Source organism: Marinobacterium sp. YM272 (assembly GCF_050908845.1).
Lineage (GTDB): Bacteria > Pseudomonadota > Gammaproteobacteria > Pseudomonadales > Balneatricaceae > Marinobacterium_D.
Genome location: NZ_CP194171.1, coordinates 2,489,522 through 2,507,034, shown reverse-complemented (window position 1 = coordinate 2,507,034; position 17,513 = coordinate 2,489,522). Strand labels below are relative to the sequence as shown.

Here is a 17,513-nt window from a genome sequence, read left to right as displayed (position 1 = left end):
CCGCGGATCCCTGCCGGTAGACTTCCGCTCATAGATAACAGGGAATACAGGGATAGAAATGGTCAGCGTCAGCGTTACCCGCGAAGTCAGCCTGCCCGATCCGCTGAAGGTCAGCCGTTACCGCAAGATCCCGGAGCTGGGACCGCGCGTGCTGTTTTTCAGTGGTGGTTCGGCACTCAATGGCCTGTCACGCACGCTGAAACACTACACCCATAACTCCATCCACCTGGTAACCCCTTTTGACTCCGGCGGCAGCTCTGCGATTCTCCGAGATGCGTTCGACATGCCGGCGATCGGTGATCTGCGCAGCCGCCTGATGGCGCTGGCCGACGAGAGCGTACTCGGCCACCCTGAGGTGTACCGCCTGTTCAACTATCGCCTGCCCAAGGATGAGGATCAGGAGCAGCTGCTCAAACAGCTGAAAGCGATGGCCCGGGGCAAGGATCCACGGGTCGATGCGATCCTGAACCCGATGCGCAGCCTGATCTGCAACCACCTGATGTTCTTCCTCGATGCCATGCCGCAGGACTTTGATCTGGCCGGCGCCAGTATCGGAAACCTGATTCTGGCGGGCGGCTACCTCAACAACCGCCGCGACCTGGAACCTATCCTGTTTCTGTTTTCCAAGCTGGTTAACGTCCAGGGTACGGTACGGGCCATCGTCGACGACGACCTGCACCTGTGCGCCGAGCTGCAGGATGGATCCAGGGTAATCGGGCAGCACAGACTGACCGGCAAGGAGTGCGAACCACTCAAGTCTGCGATCCGGTCTCTGAACCTGTGCGACTCACTGGGTAACCCGGCAGCAGCAACTACCCAGATTCGAAAGCGCAACCGCAAGCTGATTCAGGAGGCGGAGCTGATCTGTTATCCGCCCGGTAGCTTTTACTCCAGTTTGCTGGCCAACCTGTTGCCCGAGGGTGTCGGCAAAGCGATCGCCCGTAACCAATGCCCCAAGGTATTTATTCCCAACCAGGGAACGGATCCCGAGCAACTCGGTATGACCCTGGAAGACACGCTCGACACACTGCTGGCACAACTGCAGCGTGATGGCGACGACCTGAAGCCCGAGGACCTGATCAACTTTATTGTCGTGGACCGCCGTCACGGCGAGTATCCGGGTGGGATCCCCGAGAAGAAACTCGACAAACTGGGGATACAGGTGATCGACCTGCCGCTGATCGATGAAGGCAAGAAAGGCTACTATGACAGCGAACGTCTGGTAGAGGTGCTGCTGTCGCTAAGCTAGCAGCCTCTGCCAGCGAGCCTGTGGTTACTGAAGCGTCGGTGAGGGTTCGCCGCTGAACGCGGTAAACAGCGGCGGCGCATCCCACTCAAGCTTGTCGCAGCCCATATGCAACAGATGCAAAATCTGGTGCAGCTCGTCGTAGGTCAGCACACCCACCGCAGCAATCTCATCCGGATCATCCTGACTGAACAGCTTGAGCTGATAACGCCCACTGCGGTGACTGATATCGATCCGATGCAGCAGCAAAGGCTCATCCTGCCCTGACGGTGCCGGTATCGGCTGATTGGAGACATCCATGCGCTCGCGCGCCTGCTCGTGCTCGAACTGGGCGGTGGCATCGCGAAACTCCGGCGGACTCTCGCTGACCAGCTTGGAGGTCTGCTGAACGAGCTGATCGCTGGCACCAAGAATTCGCAACGCCAGCCGACGGGTGACCCAAAAATCCACCCGCTGTTGCCCGTTATCCAGGTTACCGACCAGGCGGATACGATCTTCCACCGGGTCGAACTGAAAAGTGAAGGAAGCGATATTGATCATGTTATCGAGAATACGCGCTCAGTCGGTAAGGGTCCATGTGTTGACGCATCGCTTATCGGGTTTACTCCGATTCTGAGGATGGCCGCTCCAGCTCAAGATGAGCTCGCTCCACCAGCTCCGGCGGCAGCTCTTTCTGCACGGCAACCCCCAGATCCTTGAACTCCGAGGCCTGCTTGATCAGGTTGCCACGCCCATCGGTGAGCTGGCCCAGCGCCTTGTCGTAACTTCCTTTCGCCTGATCGAGCTTCCTGCCCACGTCCAGCATGCTGTTAAGAAAGGCGTTGAGCTTGCGGTAGAACTTGTCGGCACGGTCGGCCAGCTCGGCGGTGTGTTTGCTCTGATCCTCGAAACGCCAGAGCTGGCGCACGATATTGAGACTGGTCAGCAGCGTGGTGGGGGTAGCGACCAGCACATTGCGCTCGATGGCGCGCTGATACAGCGTATCGTCGTATTTGAGCGCTTCGACGTAGGCGGACTCGATCGGAATAAACATGATCACGATCTCCGGCGAGTTAAGCCCCGGCAAGCGGTAATAATCCTTGTCGGCCAGCTCATTGATACGATCACTCACCGCCCGGGTGTGCTCCGCCAGCGCCGTGAGACGTTCGGTCTCATCCTCCGAGTTTACGTAGCGGGTGTAAGCCATCAACGAGGTTTTCGCATCGATGATCAGATGCTTCTGCTGCGGCAGGTAAACCACCGCATCGGGACGCAAGCGCCCCTCTTCGGTATTGATACTGACTTCGCGCTGGTAATCCTCGCCCAGTCTCAGGCCCGATTTTTCCAGCACGTTTTCGAGCATCAACTCACCCCAGTTGCCCTGCATCTTTTTCTGACCCTGAAGCGCAGTGGTCAGTCTGTGGGCCTGGTCGGTGATATCCCGGTTCAGTTTCTGGAGGTTCTCAAGTTCCGCTTTGAGCTGGATCCTTTGCGCAGTTTCCTGCTCATGGATACGCTCCACCTTCTCCTTGAACCCCTTCATCTCATTGTGAATCGGGTTCAAAAGTGCGCTCAGACTGGTCTGGTTAAGCTCGGTAAACGCCTTGCCTTTGCGCTCGAAAATTTCGCTGGCGAGCACCTCGAACTCTTTTTTCAGCATTTCGCGACTGCGCTCCAGCTGCTTCAGTTGCTCCTCGAAATGCTCCTGCTTCTGCGTCAGCGTCGTGCGCAGCTCGGCATGGTCAGACTCCAGTTCGCCATGTGCTGCGCGAATCCGCTCCAACTGCTCTTCGGTACGCAGCAGGCGCTGCTGACGCTCATCCAGCCGCTCGGCGAGCTGATCCCGGCGCTCAACGGCTGCAGCCAGCTCCGCCTGGCACTGACGCAGCTCCGTGGCGCGCTGCTCCAGCAGCTGCCGCGCCTGGTCACGCTGCCCTTCTGCAGCCTGAAACTGCTGCATGTAGTGATCAAGCCGGGTTTCGATACGGCCGTTTTCCACCTCAAGCTGTGCCAGGCGAGCACGGGTCGACTCATATTCATCGCGCTGCATATCGAGCATATCCTGCAGCCGCTGCACTTCCGCCTCCGCCTTCTCTGCACGCAACACTTCTGCCTGCAGGTGTTTATGCGCCCGATTACTGGAAAGAAGCCAGGCCAGCACAAAGGCAACAACAGCTGAAAGCGCAACGGCGGCAGGAAGAACAAGTTCGTTTGGCATCAATCACATCCCTGGCAGGTGAAACAGGCGCAAATCATAGAGCAGTTGGCGCCAGCACGACACTACCTGGTAAAACTCGACACCTAAACCCGTTGCCCTGACTCGTTGAACTCCAATCGCTGCACCTCGTCATCCTCATCGCTGATTTCGGCCCAGCTCAGCGCGCCGTTGCTGTGATAACCGTAGCGGTGCTCAAATTCGACCTCGCCGTAAACCAGCTTGTGGACCAGCTTAAAGCGTCCGTTCTCATCAAGCTGAACGCCAAAGAAGGTGTTGCGGTTTTCCGTTTCGGTTCTGGCCAGCGGATTAACCAGCTGCAACGGCAGGGCGATTCCGCTATAGGTAAGAAAGTATTTATCGTACTGTTCGGACTGACTCATAACGACGGGCTCTTATGCAATGACAGAAAGCGACACCGGGCCCCGTTATGTAGGAACTCCAACATAAGTTGTTGATTGGCAGACAAGATCCGGAACACTATCCGCAATGGATAGGGTCCGATATGCCTTGCAGGCGAATAACGAGGCCCAGTGACATCCTGCTGCTGCAAAAGCCAGACCGCCCCACCCGTCAGGCAAACCTGCTACACGCGATACCCCTCTTCCATCAGCACCTGGCGTACACACGGACGGCTGAGCATCAGCTCAAAATGAGCACGCAGTCGCGGTGGCAGGGCTATATCGGACCGATCGGCCCAGAACTCCACATAAAAAAGCGCGACATCGGCGACTGAAAACTCACCGCAGGCATAACGCTCATCGGGCAGGCGTGATTCGACAATAGCGAAGGCCTCGGTCACCCGCCGACGCCCGTCTGCTTTGATGCTCTCCAGATCCTCATTGCGCTGCGCAAACTTTTCAGGCGTGAAGATGCGGGCAAACGCCTGCATGTGAAGCGTACCCACCGCGTAGGCCATCAGCTCGATCGCCCTGGCCGCTGCCAGAGGCTCTTCCGGTATCAACTTCGCTTTCGGGTTACTCCAGGCCAGCCAGCAGGCGATCGCCTCAAACTCGGTGAGCACCTCTCCGCCCTCCAGTCTGAGCATCGGTATGGAGCCCTTGGGATTCAATGCGAGAAAAGCCTCTGAACGCTGATCGCCAACCATCAGATTAACCAGCTCAACCGAGAACAGCGCCTCACACTCTTCCAGCAGGATATGGATACCGGTCGTACAGGAGCCGGGCGTCATATAGAAGGTCAACATCAGGCAGCGCCCTCTACAACAGAAGCAAACCAGGCTGTCAGCGCAGGCTCCACCGCCTCCCAGGGGTAATCCGCTACCGGCTCAACACCGCGCCTACGCAGTTTGTCTGCCGGACCATCACCAACACGGGCCACCAGAACGGCATCGCAGTCATCGATGGTATCGAGGATCTTCTCCAAAGCGGATCGATCACCCTGACCACCAAGGCAGTAATGATCCACTTCGCGCTTTTCAATCAGTGAGCAACCTGCCTCACTAACGCTGTAGATACTGAAGTGTTTGGCATGACCAAAGTGTTCATCAACCGCCACACCCTGCTTCGATGCGACCGCCACCCGATACGACATAACCGAATCTCCCAAAACAATACTTTGAGAGCCCTATGCGAAAAGCACTCCAGCCAGCCCGGGAATGGGAGCGGCCGTAAAAACAGATAAAAAATTACATACGTATTATGTATTTTTAATACCCAACCAACTCACCCCGTTAGCCAGACATGCTCACAAACGTGCGAGGCGCATGGCCCGGCACAAAAAGAGCACACATCAAGCCAAGATAAAGCATTATTAGATACATTAAATAGTTCCACTAACCATTTGGTTTATTTACTTTAAATAAATATTTTATTTTTATATGACCACTTGGTCAGCTTTTTGCTTTGGGTATGCGCAGCCAATCTGACTATCCGGTCAGTTTATTTCTATCTGTAAACAACCAATGCAGGAACTCGACTTAATGAAACCTATACACGCTGCCGCTGCCCTCGCTATCGGACTTGCCTCAGCCTCCAACGCCTCTGCTGAACTGATCTGGCAGAACTTCAGCCTTAGCTATCTGAACGGTAGCGAATACGAAGTGGGTGACGAAGACCGTCAGGTTATTACCGTCGAACACGCCAGTGGTCATTCCTGGGGCGACACCTTCTTCTTCATGGACCGCCTGAAATGGGACGACGGCACCACCGAGAACTATATGGAGTTCTCTCCGCGCCTGAGCCTGGGCGGGGTCACCGGTTCTGACCTTTCTTTCGGTCCCGTCAAGGATGTACTGATCGCTTCCACCTGGGAATCCGGGGAAAACTTCGACAACCTGCTCTATGGTGTTGGCTTCTCCTTCGATATTCCCGGCTTCAACTACTTCAACGCAAACATCTACAAAGCCAATAACGACCTTAACGATAACGACGAGCAGCTGACGCTGACCTGGGGCCTGCCGTTCTCAATGGGCAAAGCCGACTTCCTGTATGACGGCTTCCTCGACTGGTCATCAGCTTCCGACACCAACGCGTCTGAAATGAACTGGACCTCTCAGCTGAAGTGGAACCTGGGCAAGCATTTCGGCATGAAATCCCCACTTTATGTAGGGATGGAGTACGCTTACTGGAACAACAAGTTCGGTATCAAGGATGCCGACGAACGTAACCCGGCGTTTCTGCTCAAGTGGCACTACTGATAACGGCTAGTTAAGCAAATTCAGGGTGCCTGCAGGGGCACCCTGAAGAGGAGGTTCTCCCATGGCTCAATCGCAGGATAGCGAACTGCTATACCCGCTCGACGCCAGACCAGCTCCGCTGGAGTCTGTTTTCGCAGCCCTTCAGCATGTACTGGCCAGTTTCGTCGGTATCATTACACCCACGCTGATTATCGGCGGCGTTCTCGGACTAGGCGCCGAGGTCCCCTATCTGATCAGCATGGCGCTGGTCGTATCCGGGGTAGGTACGTTTATTCAGGCACGTCGCCCCTTCGGCCTCGGCGCCGGGATGATCTGCGTTCAGGGTACCAGTTTTGCGTTTCTAAGCTCTGTGCTGGCGGCTGGTTTTATCGCCAAGGCCAAGGGCGGCGGCCCCGAAGAGATACTGGCGATGATCTATGGCGTCTGTTTTTTCGGTGCCTTTATCGAGATCGTACTCAGCCAGTTTATCCATAAACTACAGCGCGTCATCACCCCGCTGGTAACCGGCATTGTCATCACCATTATCGGGATCAGCCTGATCAAGGTCGGCATGACCGATCTTGCTGGTGGCTTCAACGCCGAGGATTTCGGCAGCGGCGCCAACCTGGCGCTTGGCGGCGGCGTATTGGCGCTGATCATTATCCTGAACCGCTCCAGCAACTCCTGGATCCGGCTATCGTCCATCATCATTGGCCTGGTGATTGGCTATATCGCCGCCTTCTTCATGGGAAAGGTCAGCTTCGATAACATCAACGCCCCACTGTTCAGCATCCCGGTGCCGTTCAAGTACGGCTTCGACTTTGATTTTGGTGCGTTCATACCGATTGCACTGATCTATCTGATTACCGCCATCGAGTCCACCGGCGACCTGACAGCCAACTCCATGGTTTCCAAACAGCCGTTAAAAGGCCCGGTGTACATTTCCCGCATTCGCGGCGGCGTCCTTGCCGATGGTTTCAACTCAGCCCTGGCTGCAGTGTTTAACACCTTCCCGAACACCACGTTCAGTCAGAACAACGGCGTAATTCAGCTGACCGGTGTGGCCAGCCGTTATATCGGTTACTACATCGCCGCTATCCTTGTCATTCTTGGCCTGTTCCCGGTTATCGGCGCGGTGCTGCAGCATATGCCCAAGCCGGTGCTCGGCGGCGCAACCCTGGTGATGTTTGGCACCGTTGCGGCAGCGGGCATAAAGATCCTCTCCACGGAGCAGCTGGACCGCCGCAAGATGCTGATCATGGCAACATCGTTCGGCATAGGCCTGGGAGTCACTATGGTGCCCAATGTGCTGGAACATATGCCAAAGCTGGTACAGAACGTCTTTGGTTCAGCCATCACCAGCGGCGGTCTGGTAGCCATACTGCTCACCCTGCTGATACCGGAGAGCAAGACAAACTCTGAAGCCAAGGACGCAGCGCCTGAAGGCGATGCGAAGGAAGCCTTATAACAAGATGTTAGCAATGGCCGCCCTTGAGGCGGCCATTTTGCGTATAATACGAAAGGAGTGGTGACGAGTGCGCAGAGACGCACCATACCGAATGGAATGCAAGATGGGTACGTTGGAGAGGACAGTCCGTGCTGTTTAATTTAGATCCCGATAACAAAGCCCGGCCTGTGGGCGGCCGGATCCGTCAGAAAAACGAATCGATCATTTTGCGCGCAGCAGAGATCGAATTCGCCAACTCGGGTTTCAAGGGCGCGAGCATGAATGATATTGCGCAGCGGGCAGACCTGCCCAAGGCCAATATCCATTACTACTTCAAGAACAAGCTGGGACTGTATATTGCTGTACTGAGTGACATTATCGCGCTTTGGGACAGCACACTGAATGCCATAACCCCCGAGGACAACCCACGGGAGGTACTGACCACCTACGTTCAGCGCAAGATCGAATTCTCCGCCCAGAATCCCCTGGCATCGCGCATCTTTGCCAACGAACTGATCAGCGGCGCTCCCAATATGAAGGAGTATTTCCGCGACGATTACGCGATCTGGTTCAAAGGCCGCGCCGATATTTTCCGTGCCTGGGCAGCCCAAGGAAAAATCGACCCTGAGGTCAGCCCGGAACACCTGATCTTTCTGCTCTGGTCTGCCACCCAGCACTACGCCGACTTCTCAACCCAGATCGAAGCAGCGCTGGGCAAAGAGCAACTCGATGAGTCAGACTACCAGGATGCGGCCAGCACCCTCCTCCATATCATCCTCAAAGGCTGCGGCATCAAATAAGGCGTCACCTGCAAATGAGTCTGAAGATCTACCTCGCCGGACCCGATGTATTTCGCACCGACGCCAAAGAACTGGGCGAAGCCAAAGCCCGCATCTGCGCGGAATACGGCTTTGAAGGCCTGTTCCCGCTGGACGCCAATGTGGACCTGAGTAACCTGACACCCTACGAGTCAGGCCTTGCGATTTATGCGGCGGATATCGACCTGATGAACCGCTGCGATCTGATCGTTGCCAATATGACCCCGTTTCGCGGCCCCGGCCTCGATGGCGGAACCGCCTTCGAGATGGGTTATATGCGTGCTCAGGGCAAACCCGTCTGGGGCTACACCCTGGATACGCGGGATTATGGCGACCGTATCGAGCAACCGGAACCGGGCTGGGATGAACAGAAACAGCACGTGGAAGCCTTCGGCATGGCCGACAACCTGATGCTGGTGGGCTCCATCGCCGAAGGTGGCGGAGAGTTGCTGCGCGAAGCGGGCGACCCTGCAGATCCCCGACATCATCTCAACGCCTTTCGCAGGGTGATCGAGAAACTGGCTGCCAGCCGTTAAGTCGAGCAGATAATAGTTAGACAGGAACAAGTTTGTCGTTACAGACAGACTCAGGCTCGGACCGACTCGGGGCGCTGTCTTTTGGCACGCCCCATTATAAGAAGTCCCCGCACTTCGGCGAGGACTTTGTCAGCAGCCTAAACTCCTGCATTAGCAGGAGCTTTTTTGTTGCACCGTCAGCGTTTACATCACGCGGTTGGTGGTCAGATACTTGGACGAGGCATCTGGGCCGGTACCATCAGCGTACAGCGTCACACCGGAGCGCAGGCAGATCGACAGATTCTGGTGGGATTCGGCGGTCTCCTGCGGCAGCAAATGGTTCACCGCATCGCGCTCTTCGATAAGCTCAGCTTCTGTGGCTTTCATCCGCTCACGGCTCCAGTCGTTGATCTCCAGGCCACGCACAATCTGGTAACGGCCATAGTCACAGCGCACCGGGAAGGAATAGATGATCCCCTTTTCCACACCGTAACTGCCATCACTGACAATACCCATGCTGACGATTTCGCCAGGCGCGGTACCCAGAATCCAGTCATGCATGTGATCCACAACCGCTTGCGCCGCGGACGCCGCACTGGAAACTCCACGCGCCGCGATTATCTCGCCACCGCGGTTCTGTATCTTGGGAATGAATTCGTCGCGATACCATTGCGCATCGATCTGCGCCATCACCGGCTCATCAAGCACCGTGGCATGGTGAAGATCAGGGTATTGGCTTGGCGAGTGGTTACCCCAGATGACGATACGACTGATATTTTTCGGGTTGGCACCGGTATGGTTGGCGAGAATACCCTTGGCCCGGTTGTGATCGAGCCGCGTCAGAGCGGTAAACTGTGATGGGCTGAGTTTCGGCGCATTACGACTGGCGATCAGTGCGTTGGTGTTGGCCGGGTTACCGACAACCAGCACTTTGACGTCACGGTTGGCGTAATCGTTAAGCGCCCGGCCCTGGCGCGTGAAAATCTCCGCGTTGGATTCAAGCAGGTCACGACGCTCCATGCCGGGTCCACGGGGCCGTGCTCCTATCAGCAGGGCGTAATGGATGTTGTCGAAACCCTCTTCCACATTGTCGTGAAGGGTGATGGTGTGAAGCAGCGGGTAGGCGCAATCCTCGAGTTCCATGGCAAGACCGCGAAGGGCTTCCATGCGGCCTGGCATTTCGATCAGCTGGAGAATGACTGGCTGATCCTTGCCAAACATCTCACCGCTAGCGATTTTGAACAGCAAACTGTTGCTGATGGCACCTGCCGCGCCTGTCACGGCGATACGTACCGGTCTCCTCATAGGATACTTCCTCTGTCAGCTTATCGTTGTTGTCGCCTTAGACTTTAGTCTAACTCCATTCAACGAAAATAAGGTGACAGTTGCAAGCGTGCCAATCCATGGCTGCATGCTGGAGACCGGTATTCGGAATATCAGCCCTGGCGAGCTTTGCTGAACAGGGTGTAGAAGTTTTCGCGGGTAATCTCGGCCACTTCCTCGACCCGCAGCCCTTTCAGGTCGGCGATGCACCGGGCAACCTCGGGAACGTAAGTGGGCTCGTTCTGCTTGCCACGGTAAGGTACCGGTGCCAGGTAGGGAGAGTCGGTTTCGATCAGCATCTTCTCCATCGGTACCGCTTTCACCACTTCGCGCAGCTCTTCCGCAGTCTTGAAGGTGATAATGCCGGAGAACGAGATATAGAAATTCATCTCCATCGCCGCCTGGGCCATCTCATTCGACTCGGTAAAGCAGTGCAGTACACCGGCGCTGCGCGGGTCCGAATGATCACGGATCAGCTCCAGCGTATCCTGCCTTGCCTCGCGGGTATGCACGATGACGGGCAGACCCAGCTCAGCACCGAGTTTCAGATGACCGGCGAAGCTGGCTTTCTGTTGTTCAGCCAGCTCCTTGCTGTAGTAGTAGTCCAGGCCTGTTTCACCGAGGGCCACAATACGCTTGCGGGAAGCTGCCTCACGCAGGCGCTGCTCATCAAAGGGACATTCGCCAACATGGCAGGGATGAATGCCTGCGGATGCATAAACATTGGAGAAAGGTTCAACCTTGGCGTACATATCGTCGAACTGGTTCAGATCGATCGATACGCAAAGCATTTCGTCAACACCGGCCTCGCCTGCCGTATTGATAAGGTTAGCCATAGAACCATCGTGACGAGCGAGATCCAGCCGATCGAGATGGCAGTGAGAATCGATAAACATGGGATACCGTAAAGATTAGAGGGTGTTGGTACGACGACCGCTGCCCAGTGCGCCTGCGAGGTAGGTTTCCAGCTTGCGAACCAGCTGGGCATCGTCGCTCGAGAGTTGGATGCCAATGCCGGGTTTACGCCCACCCTGGGCAGCCTTGGGGGTAACCCAGACAACCCGCCCTGTGACGGGAATCTTGTCCGCCTCATCCATCAGGGTCATCAGCATAAAGACTTCTTCACCGAGCTGGTAGGAACGGGTTGTAGGTATAAACAGGCCGCCATTATTGATGAATGGCATGTAGGCCTTCAAGAGTTCTTCCTTGTTCCCGATCACCAGCGAAAGGATGCCGTGACTGATACGAGGCACGATGGACATGAATTGCTGCTCTCCTGCTTAGCGAATCAGCGCTCTCCAATCGAACATTAGTTTCTCAAGGAGCAATTGTCGATTCGGGTTATAGCGCAACATGAGACTTTTACGCTCTTCCTGAACGCGGTCAACCAATGAGAAGATTCTAACCCTGTCTGCCCTTTGTGCAACAGCGGAAAGCATTTTTGTCATATCGACATTATTGAGATCAGGATTTTCAGCCCCTGACTGCATCCGCACCAGGTCAGCCAGCAGGCTGAGCCACCAATCGAGCAGAGGAATCAGCTCCTCTTTATGTAATTTCTGAGCCAGGGTTATGGCATCGGTCCGGTCTCTGAGCAGGTCCGCCAGGCCTGTCATCAAGGTCCGCCGCAGCTCCAGCAGATTACCCTGTTTCAATGCGACGGCACCCAGCGGTGCCCCCTGAGCAATGGCAAGCAACTTGCCCGACTCATCCTGACCCATCTCCAGCTTCTCAGCCAACCAGGAGTTGGCCTCGCCAGCGGAAGGCATGCTGAACTCGATACGCTGACAGCGACTGCGAATGGTCGGCATCAACTGGCCCAGCTGATGACAGACCAGTATCAGCAGCGTATCCTGCCCCGGCTCCTCCAGGGTTTTAAGCAATGCGTTTGCCGCCGCCACGTTCATCGCCTCGGCGGGCTCCATGATCATGATGCGGTAGCCGCCCTGCTGGGCGGTGCTGTGCAGTACACCGGTCAGTTCACGGACCTGGTCGACACGGATCGGCTTGCCGTGCTCCTCGGGCTTCAGAAACAGACGATCCGGGTGATGCCCGCTGTCGATCAGTTCACAGCTGCGGCATCGGCCACAGGGGCGACCGTTCTGCGGCTGATGGCAGAGTAACAGGTGCGCCAACGCATTGCCGAATGCAGCCTTGCCGATACCTGCCGGGCCGCTGAGCAACAACGCGTGCGGCAGCCGGCCAGCCGCGTTCTGCTGCACCAGGTGATCCCACTGGTTCTGCAGCCAGGGATAGATCTGCTCGTCGCTGCTCATGCCCGCTCCAGCCGTTCCAGGGCCAGGTCGATCGATTTCTGCACCTGGGCCAGTGGCGGCTCCGCATCGATCACACAGATTCGATCCGGCTCCTGCTGCGCTCTGGCCAGGTAGGATGCACGCACCCGCTCGAAGAATGCAGCTTTCTCCCCCTCAATCCGATCAGGTTTACCGCGCGCCTTGGCGCGGGCCAGACCGACCTCGACGGGTAGATCCAGTAGCAGTGTCAGATCCGGGCGACGCAAACCCTGAACCAGCTCTTCCAGAACCGCGATGGGAGCTGCATCACGCTCGCGGCCTGCCCCCTGGTAAGCAAAGGTGGCATCAGTAAAGCGGTCACACAGGACCCAGGCGCCGCGCGCAAGGGCTGGTTCGATCAGCATATGCAGATGCTGGGCCCGGGCGGCAAAAACAAGCAGCAGCTCGGTCATATCGGATACCGCCTCTTCACGCGGGGTCAACAGAAGCTCCCGTATCTGCTCGGCCAGCGGTGTCCCCCCCGGCTCCCGGGTTACGACAACCTCGTGACCGCGCGCTTCGAGCCAGGCCCGCACGTAATTCAGGTTTGTCGTCTTACCGACCCCTTCTATACCTTCGAGAGTGATGAAGTGACCTGGCATCAGTTATCCCCGGGGCTGGAGCGGTAATTCTCACGCCGTTTCAACTGGAAACGGGCGACCGCCTTGTTATGTTCGGACAGGGTATTGGAAAAGTAGTGGCTGCCATCACCCCGGGCCACGAAATAGAGCGCTTTACCCTCTTCAGGGTTAAATGCCGCATGAATCGCGTCCGGCCCCACCATAGAAATCGGCGTCGGTGGCAGACCATCAATCACGTAGGTGTTATAGGGCGTAGGTTTGCGCAGGTCCGAGCGGCGGATATTACCCTGGTAACTGTCACCCATGCCGTAAATAACCGTCGGATCAGTCTGCAGGCGCATACCCCGGTTAAGACGGCGCACAAAGACCCCGGCGATCTGCGCTCTTTCATCCGGAACACCTGTTTCTTTCTCTATTATCGATGCCAGAATCAACCCCTCGTAGGGAGACTGCAGCGGCAGATCCTTGGCACGATCAGCCCAGGCTTTTTCGAGCTCAGCTTCAAGATGGCCGTGCGCCCGCTTGAGCAGATCCAGATCGCTCATGCCGCGCTGGAACTGGTAGGTTTCAGCGAGAAACATCCCTTCCGGGGACTGGGCGTCGAGCGCCAGTCTTTGGACGATCTGCTGGTCACTGAGCTCCGATATACTTTGAGTCAGCCTGGTTTCAGCCGCCAGAGCGGCACGCAGTTCCGAGAAACGCATACCTTCGATGATCGTAAAGCGGTAACTCAGGGTTTCACCGGCAACAAACTTCTCCAGCATCTGGCGCGGTGTCATACCCGGTTTGAGCTGGTACTCCCCCGCTTTAATACCGGTCATCTCGGGTTCCAGACGGGACAGGACGCGCAGATAAAACGGCTGATCAATAATAGCCTCGGCGTTAAGTTCCTTAACCAGGTTATTGAAATAAATGCCTTTTTCTATCGTGAAATTACGCTCTTCTGTCAGCTCGACCGGTGTGTTGAGGTATCCGGTGTATTTCTGCCAGAAGATGGCAGCGGCCGCGCCGGCAACAACAGCCAGGGCAATAACCGCGAAAAACAGACGCTTAATCATCAGGCGTCGTACTCCTTATCGAGCAAGGACTGCAAGCGACGGGTGGTCTCACCTATCGCGTACTGTTGCCCATCCAGGGCGATAACCGGCCAGATACCGATCAGGCTGTTACAGACTAAAACCTCGTCGGCACGTTGCAGATCTACACGCTCGTATTCACCGATCTCTGGCCGCTTATCGATGCTATCCAGCGCGCCGATCAACCAGCGCCTGAGAACACCGGCTACCCCGCAATGCTCGAGTGACGGGGTGTACCAACGCCCCTCTGCGCGGAAAAACAGGTTACTCATGGTCCCTTCTGTCACCTTTCCATCGGTATCGCAGGTCAGACCTTCGTGTATATCTGGCGCGTCCCACTCTGCTCGAGCGAGCACCTGCTCCAGACGATTCAGGTGTTTGAGACCTGCCAGCGCCGGTTGCCGGGCCAGCCTGGTCTGACACCAACGCAGGGTCGCCCCCTGCTCAGCCGGATCAACAGATCGCTGGGGCAAAGCTGACAGGGTGATAATCCGGGTGGGTGCCAGCGGCTCGGTTACGGCATAGCCTCTTCCACCGGCACCGCAGGTGACTACAATTTTGACGGCACCCTGTGCGGGCAAAACCAGCGCCTCAAGATCTGATTCAAGCTCGGCTTGCAACCGCTGCGAAGCGATGCCCAGACGACGACAGCCGTCCAGCAGTCTTTCCATATGCCAGCGCCAAAAGCGAGGCTTGCCGCCTGCAATAAGGATGGTTTCAAACAGGCCATGCCCGTATGCCAGGCCGCGATCATTGGACGGGATCTGGTTTGAGGGGATGCCATTAACCAGCGTGGATATGCTCATGGGTCTTAAAGTGAACGGGAGGCTGAAGCCTCCCGTTGCGCGTTACAGCTTATTGAAGATCAGGGTACCGTTGGTACCGCCAAACCCGAAAGAGTTCGACATCGCTGCTTCAATAGCGCAAGACTGCGCCGTATGAGGCACGTAATTAAGATCACATCCCTCGGACGGGTTGTCGAGGTTGATCGTAGGCGGAGCCACCTGATCACGCAGTGCCAGCACGCAGAAAGCGGCCTCGACTGCACCGGCTGCACCCAGCAGGTGGCCGATCATCGATTTGGTAGAGCTCATCCGCACCTGCTCGGCGGCGCTTCCCAGCACGCGTTTGGCGGCGTTGGATTCTGCAATATCACCGGCCGGCGTTGAGGTACCGTGCGCATTGATATAGTGAATCTGCTCTTTGTTCAATCCGGAATCGTTCAGTGCATTCTGCATCGCCAGCGCCGCGCCTGAACCGTCTTCAGGGGGAGCAGTCATGTGGAAGGCATCGTCACTCATACCGAAGCCTGACAACTCACAGTAGATCTTGGCACCACGGGCCTTGGCCGATTCGTACTCTTCGAGTACCAGAACGCCTGCACCGTCGCCAAGCACGAAGCCATCGCGGTCCCGATCCCAGGGACGACTTGCCGCTTCCGGCGCATCGTTGCGGGTAGACAGCGCCCGCGCGGCGGAAAAACCTGCTACACCCAGAGGGGTTGTAGCCATCTCTGCACCGCCAGCGATCATCACGTCCGCGTCACCGTACTGGATCATGCGCATGGCATGGCCAATATTGTGGGTGCCGGTCGTACAGGCAGTGGTGATTGCGATGTTCGGTCCACGGAAGCCATATTTAATCGCCAGATTGCCGGAGATCATGTTGATGATGCTGCCGGGAACGAAAAACGGCGATACACGGCGAGGACCCGAGCTGTTCAGTACGTCGTGGGTTTTCTCGATCATCGGCAGACCGCCGATACCGGAACCCAGCGCGCAACCGATACGGGTAGAGTTCTCGTCAGTCACTTCAAGACCGGCGTCTTCAACCGCCTGGATCCCAGCGACCATACCGTACTGGATAAACAGATCCATTTTGCGCGCCTCTTTGGCGCTCATGTACGGCTCGATATCAAAATCTTTTACAGACGCGGAAAATCGGGTGGCATACTGGCTTGCATCGAAACATTCGATATTAGCCGCGCCGCTCTTGCCAGCAAGAATACTTTCCCATGTCGCTTTGACAGTGTTACCGACCGGTGTAAGCAACCCTAAACCGGTCACCACCACTCTTCTGCGAGACATGCTTTTCCTCCAGCACTGCACAGGCTGCACAAAAGAAAAGCCGCACTATACATGCATATAGATGCGGCCTTTCGATCAATTCGTTTGGGACAGATTACTGATGAGCGTTGATGTAATCGATCGCCAGCTGAACAGTGGTGATTTTTTCAGCTTCTTCGTCAGGAATTTCAGTTTCGAATTCCTCTTCCAGTGCCATCACCAGCTCAACTGTGTCCAGAGAGTCAGCGCCCAGATCCTCAACGAAGGAAGCTTCTTTGGTGACTTCTTCCTCTTTCACGCCCAGCTGCTCAGCGATGATTTTCTTAACGCGCTCTTCAATGTTACTCATAAGTCTTCCTATTGTCTTCTCAACACCATCACATCCCAAGATGCGTGACGGAATTTTAGTAAAACCCGTAACGCCCTAGCAAGCGTGACGGCCGGGATTTTTTCTCGTCAAGCTGACGGCCAATTATCCTCATATCGGGAAAAAAAACAATTCTTTCTATTCCGTCATTTATCGAACAATCGACCATCGTCGTTGACACTGATCAGCCCATGTACATCCCACCATTCACCTGAATGGTTTCGCCGGTTACATAAGCACCACCTTCACTGCACAGGAAGCCGACTACAGAGGCGATCTCTTCTGGCTTTCCAAGGCGATTCATCGGGATCTGAGACTGAAGTTTAGTCTTGTGATCCTCTGGCAGCCCGGAGGTCATATCGGTATCGATAAAGCCGGGAGCCACGCAGTTAACGGTTACATTACGCGCGCCGATCTCTCGGGCCAGCGCACGGGTAAAGCCTTCCATACCGGATTTGGCTGCAGCGTAGTTTGCCTGACCTGCGTTACCCATGGAAGCAACAACAGAGCTCACGCTGACGATACGTCCCCAGCGAGCCTTGGTCATGCCACGCAGGCAGCTTTTGACGAGGCGGTAGATAGAGGTGAGGTTGGTGTTGATCACCGAATCCCACTCATCGTCTTTCATCCGCATCATCAGGTTATCGCGAGTGATACCGGCATTATTGACCAAAATTTCGATATTGCCGAACTCTTCCTGGATCGCTTTAACCACTTCATCCACGGAGGCGGCATCGGATACATTCAGTACCAGACCCTTGCCCTTGTTACCGGCAGCGGCCAGGTATTCGCTGATCGCCGCTGCGCCATTTTCGCTGGTCGCTGTACCGACGACCACGGCGCCCTGAGAGGCCAGGTTTTCGGCAATTGCCTTACCGATACCCCGAGTAGCGCCAGTGACCAGCGCAATCTTGCCTTCAATACTCATGTAAGTTTCCTTAATGATCG

Annotated in this window: 20 protein-coding genes; 5 read left to right on the top strand and 15 right to left on the bottom strand. The window is 56.1% G+C overall.

The features are described 5' to 3' along the window. The first annotated feature begins 58 nt into the window (after positions 1–58). Entirely contained in the window at positions 59–1,249 is a 1,191-nt protein-coding gene (locus ACQUQP_RS11260; protein ID WP_432695126.1) for a GAK system CofD-like protein, read from the top strand. 24 nt (positions 1,250–1,273) lie between these two features. On the opposite strand, the gene ACQUQP_RS11255 is transcribed toward ACQUQP_RS11260, so the two are convergent. From ACQUQP_RS11255 to ACQUQP_RS11235, 5 genes are all read right to left on the bottom strand, one after another. Then, positions 1,274–1,786, bottom strand: a complete 513-nt coding sequence (locus tag ACQUQP_RS11255; protein WP_432695125.1) for a hypothetical protein — start codon at positions 1,784–1,786, stop codon at positions 1,274–1,276. A gap of 61 nt (positions 1,787–1,847) precedes the next feature. Then, positions 1,848–3,443, bottom strand: coding sequence for a DNA recombination protein RmuC (gene rmuC / locus ACQUQP_RS11250; RefSeq protein WP_432695124.1), 1,596 nt, complete (start codon positions 3,441–3,443; stop codon positions 1,848–1,850). 83 nt (positions 3,444–3,526) lie between these two features. Next, complete coding sequence (locus tag ACQUQP_RS11245; RefSeq protein WP_432695123.1) at positions 3,527–3,823, bottom strand: DUF6156 family protein; 297 nt, start codon at positions 3,821–3,823, stop codon at positions 3,527–3,529. Positions 3,824–4,026: 203 nt separating this feature from the next. Next, complete coding sequence (locus ACQUQP_RS11240; protein ID WP_432695122.1) at positions 4,027–4,647, bottom strand: glutathione S-transferase family protein; 621 nt, start codon at positions 4,645–4,647, stop codon at positions 4,027–4,029. After that, positions 4,647–4,994, bottom strand: a complete 348-nt coding sequence (locus ACQUQP_RS11235) for a NifB/NifX family molybdenum-iron cluster-binding protein (RefSeq protein WP_432695121.1) — start codon at positions 4,992–4,994, stop codon at positions 4,647–4,649. Before ACQUQP_RS11235 ends, ACQUQP_RS11240 begins: the two co-directional genes overlap by 1 nt. Before the next feature lie 388 nt (positions 4,995–5,382). Here ACQUQP_RS11235 and ACQUQP_RS11230 point away from each other — a divergent pair, with 388 nt between their 5' ends. From ACQUQP_RS11230 to ACQUQP_RS11215, 4 genes are all read left to right on the top strand, one after another. Further along, positions 5,383–6,099: a DUF5020 family protein gene (locus ACQUQP_RS11230; protein WP_432695120.1), complete on the top strand. Its 717-nt coding sequence runs from the start codon at positions 5,383–5,385 to the stop codon at positions 6,097–6,099. Positions 6,100–6,160: 61 nt separating this feature from the next. Next, positions 6,161–7,546, top strand: a complete 1,386-nt coding sequence (locus ACQUQP_RS11225; protein WP_432695119.1) for a uracil-xanthine permease family protein — start codon at positions 6,161–6,163, stop codon at positions 7,544–7,546. 128 nt (positions 7,547–7,674) lie between these two features. Beyond that, the gene (locus ACQUQP_RS11220) at positions 7,675–8,325 is read left to right on the top strand and encodes a TetR/AcrR family transcriptional regulator (protein WP_432695118.1); all 651 of its coding nucleotides are present in this window, start codon (positions 7,675–7,677) and stop codon (positions 8,323–8,325) included. 14 nt (positions 8,326–8,339) lie between these two features. Next, the gene (locus ACQUQP_RS11215; RefSeq protein WP_432695117.1) at positions 8,340–8,879 is read left to right on the top strand and encodes a nucleoside 2-deoxyribosyltransferase; all 540 of its coding nucleotides are present in this window, start codon (positions 8,340–8,342) and stop codon (positions 8,877–8,879) included. 183 nt (positions 8,880–9,062) lie between these two features. Here the strand turns inward: ACQUQP_RS11215 and ACQUQP_RS11210 are convergent, their stop codons facing one another. From ACQUQP_RS11210 to fabG, 10 genes are all read right to left on the bottom strand, one after another. After that, positions 9,063–10,163 carry a malate dehydrogenase gene (locus tag ACQUQP_RS11210; RefSeq protein ID WP_432695116.1) on the bottom strand — a complete coding sequence of 367 codons (1,101 nt, stop codon included), beginning with the start codon at positions 10,161–10,163 and terminating at the stop codon, positions 9,063–9,065. Positions 10,164–10,294: 131 nt separating this feature from the next. Beyond that, positions 10,295–11,017, bottom strand: a complete 723-nt coding sequence (locus tag ACQUQP_RS11205) for a TatD family hydrolase (protein ID WP_432695115.1) — start codon at positions 11,015–11,017, stop codon at positions 10,295–10,297. Positions 11,018–11,092: 75 nt separating this feature from the next. Then, complete coding sequence (locus tag ACQUQP_RS11200) at positions 11,093–11,443, bottom strand: PilZ domain-containing protein (RefSeq protein WP_432695114.1); 351 nt, start codon at positions 11,441–11,443, stop codon at positions 11,093–11,095. Positions 11,444–11,461: 18 nt separating this feature from the next. Beyond that, positions 11,462–12,457 carry a DNA polymerase III subunit delta' gene (locus ACQUQP_RS11195; RefSeq protein WP_432695113.1) on the bottom strand — a complete coding sequence of 332 codons (996 nt, stop codon included), beginning with the start codon at positions 12,455–12,457 and terminating at the stop codon, positions 11,462–11,464. After that, a complete protein-coding gene (gene tmk, locus ACQUQP_RS11190) occupies positions 12,454–13,077 on the bottom strand; it encodes a dTMP kinase (protein WP_432695112.1) in 624 nt (207 codons plus the stop codon). The genes ACQUQP_RS11195 and tmk overlap by 4 nt, the downstream gene beginning before the upstream one ends. Continuing rightward, a complete protein-coding gene (gene mltG / locus ACQUQP_RS11185) occupies positions 13,077–14,114 on the bottom strand; it encodes an endolytic transglycosylase MltG (RefSeq protein WP_432695111.1) in 1,038 nt (345 codons plus the stop codon). Before mltG ends, tmk begins: the two co-directional genes overlap by 1 nt. Continuing rightward, complete coding sequence (gene pabC / locus ACQUQP_RS11180; RefSeq protein ID WP_432695110.1) at positions 14,114–14,938, bottom strand: aminodeoxychorismate lyase; 825 nt, start codon at positions 14,936–14,938, stop codon at positions 14,114–14,116. The genes mltG and pabC overlap by 1 nt, the downstream gene beginning before the upstream one ends. Before the next feature lie 42 nt (positions 14,939–14,980). After that, positions 14,981–16,219 carry a beta-ketoacyl-ACP synthase II gene (gene fabF / locus ACQUQP_RS11175; RefSeq protein ID WP_432695109.1) on the bottom strand — a complete coding sequence of 413 codons (1,239 nt, stop codon included), beginning with the start codon at positions 16,217–16,219 and terminating at the stop codon, positions 14,981–14,983. Positions 16,220–16,313: 94 nt separating this feature from the next. Further along, positions 16,314–16,547 carry an acyl carrier protein gene (acpP, locus tag ACQUQP_RS11170; protein ID WP_027854376.1) on the bottom strand — a complete coding sequence of 78 codons (234 nt, stop codon included), beginning with the start codon at positions 16,545–16,547 and terminating at the stop codon, positions 16,314–16,316. Between the two features lie 202 nt (positions 16,548–16,749). Continuing rightward, complete coding sequence (gene fabG, locus ACQUQP_RS11165) at positions 16,750–17,493, bottom strand: 3-oxoacyl-ACP reductase FabG (protein ID WP_432695108.1); 744 nt, start codon at positions 17,491–17,493, stop codon at positions 16,750–16,752. Between the last annotated feature and the right edge of the window lie 20 nt (positions 17,494–17,513).